Below are 2,700 nucleotides of genomic sequence, written 5' to 3' on the forward strand. Positions count from 1 at the left end.
CTATGGGTGCTTATACAGCTGCAGTAGCAATGTATAGAACGGCATTGGAAAACTTACTTTATGACAAGGGTTATCAAAACGGTATGTTGAAAGATAAGATAGAAAAATTTGAAAAAGATAAGAAAAGTGAAACAGCTCCAAGGTGGTCAGATGTGGTAGATGAAGATATATTAGACAAGATAAGAGATTTAGGAAATTGGGCAGTTCATCCAAATAAAGGAGATATTACCAAACAACAACATCTGCAAGATGAAGAACTTATCGAATGTTTAGATGAAATATTTAAATATATGCTAGATGAAATCTATGAAAAAGAAATTAATAGAAATAGCTTATTAGATAAATTAAAGAAAAAGAAACAAGACTTACATAGAAATAAGTAATTAACACCCACGTAATGTGGGTGTTTTTTTATTGTATAAAATTCAAATTTTAGATACATTTGAGTTTGGCTTGTTTTTGAACATAAATGAATGGTAATATATTGATATAAATATAAATAGGGGGAATTAATTATGGAACAAAAACTTCAATCCACAGAAATATACCTTAACAATAATGAAAAAACTGCTTTAGATATAGCTAGTAGAATATTAGGTAAAAATGTATCAAAAGCTAGTTTTAATGGGATTATAGGAGGTAAAAATGGAGTGTATGATGTTGACGCTTTAAGATATTCAAATCCATCGGATTATGTTAATGAATGGATTGTATCTCATAATCAACTTTATAACAAAGAAAAAGATTGTATGTATGAAAAATCATCTCATAGAGTTCATAGACTTTTATCTGATAATTTCTTGAGGGGTTATATAGAACAATATTTAACAAGAACCTATTATAAAAAACATCTTGGAATTTAAAAATTTATACATAATTAATATTTACATAAAGAGCGTACTCAAATTTGAGTACGCTTATTTATTTTTACGACGTTCCCAAAATTGGGAACGTACTCAAAAGTGAGTACGACAAAAGCATACTCAAATTTGAGTATGTTTAATTTAAATAAAATAAGAGTTTTAAATAATTATAAGAGTTCCACATAAAACCTTAAAACTATTGCAAACACAGCTGTTACAGAATTATTACTTCTCTGTATAATATAATTAGAACCATTTTTAAGGAGGTGTAAGTACCTATATGAATAGACAAAAATGTAAAGACCCAATGGGCAGAAAGGAATAAGATATATGAGTAAGATAGTTAAATATGCACTAGAAATTGATGAAGAAGGAGGTCCTATAAGTAATCCTATACCTATGAAAGAAAATGAGGTAATAGATATACAAAATAGACGTAATATGAGGACACCGAAACAATTAAGAATGGCAAAAAATAAAAGTGATATGCAATTATTTAATGAAGATAACGGAGGATTTGTAGCTATGTACTATGTTAAAAATGAACTACTATTTAATGAATTAGAAATTGATTTAGCATCAGTAGGTAGGGTAATATACCTTGCGACATACTTAGATTATGATAAAAATGTATTAGTAATGAATGGTGGAATTAATAGTGGAAAAGCTAAAACACCAATGATAAGAAAAGATATGCAATATATATTAGGGCTTGGAGATACGGCTTTTAAGAAGTTTTTAAAGGATGTTAAGGATAATGGTTTATTGATGGAGGAAAATGGCTTATACAAGGTAAATACTGAATACTTTAATAAGGGTAAAGTTGATAAAAAGAAATCATATACAAGAATATATATAGATACCGTGAGAGAATTATATAAAGGGTGCAAATCAACTCAACATAAGACTTTAGCATATGTGTTTAGGTTAATACCAAAGATACATTATGATACTAATACAATATGTCATAACCCAAGTGAGGAAATTCCAATCCATTTAAATCTAACAGAAATAAGTGAATTCTTAGGAGTTCGTCAAGATAATTCGAGTAAATTAATGAAGGAATTAACTAAATTTTACATATTCAAAAATGATATAAAATATAATTTATTAGCATATATTACAGTTACTAAAGATGGGGCTACGAAAGGTTATTTTGCAGTAAATCCATATATATTATATGGTGGCTCTAATTATGAACAAGTTAAAGATTTAATAGGAAAGTTATTTTTCTAATAAACTAATACACTCAATTAATGGGTGTATTTTTATATTGTAATATATTGCACATATTCATATCTTATAGTAAAAAGGCGACCTAAATTGAGTTTTTTATAGTAAAAAAGCGACCAATTACTTTTAGTAAGAATATAGTAAATCCAATGTTATAAGCTTGTTTTTATGGCAAAAGTACTTCTGTATCTGTAAGAACTTAAGTCTTTAATTTACTTAAACAGATACTAAAATCGTGCCAAAACAAGAATAGTAATGGCACAAATGCTCCACACAATCCAGTAGGTTGTTACTGTCGTTTCCAAATACAAAATTGAATTTGTAAAATATAATTGTTCATTTATTAATTTATGAAAGAGAAAAAGATTTTTAATAGATATTAAACTATGTAGCGAAGCGAAAAGTTTGATAGATATTGGAGAGAAGCAACAGCTCTATCGTTGGTGAACGACAGATGTTCTATTCATTGCTTTGCATCGTCACAAAAGCATAAAATATATGGAAATGTATATAGGATGTCTTAGAATAGCTTGTATTAGTTTGTATTGGAATATTATGTTATAATATATGAATACTTAAATAAAAGGGGGTACAAAAATGAAAT

3 protein-coding genes are annotated in these 2,700 nt (G+C 27.5%); all 3 read left to right on the forward strand.

Annotation, left to right across the window (positions count from 1 at the left end):
- Positions 1–383: DUF4145 domain-containing protein (locus ACRC03_RS05350; protein WP_438651532.1), on the forward strand; the 383-nt coding region annotated here is incomplete at its 5' end.
- Between the two features lie 132 nt (positions 384–515).
- Complete coding sequence (locus ACRC03_RS05355; RefSeq protein WP_438651533.1) at positions 516–863, forward strand: hypothetical protein; 348 nt, start codon at positions 516–518, stop codon at positions 861–863.
- 330 nt (positions 864–1,193) lie between these two features.
- Positions 1,194–2,099, forward strand: a complete 906-nt coding sequence (locus ACRC03_RS05360; protein ID WP_438651534.1) for a hypothetical protein — start codon at positions 1,194–1,196, stop codon at positions 2,097–2,099.
- Positions 2,100–2,700: the final 601 nt, after the last annotated feature.

The organism is Romboutsia sp., assembly GCF_051659545.1.
Classification (GTDB): Bacteria; Bacillota; Clostridia; order Peptostreptococcales; family Peptostreptococcaceae; genus JBOFOR01.

Coding starts and splice junctions, on each gene's coding strand:
- ACRC03_RS05355 (WP_438651533.1), top strand. CDS start 516: ATGGAACAAAAACTTCAATCCACAGAAATATACCTTAACAATAATGAA.
- ACRC03_RS05360 (WP_438651534.1), top strand. CDS start 1,194: ATGAGTAAGATAGTTAAATATGCACTAGAAATTGATGAAGAAGGAGGT.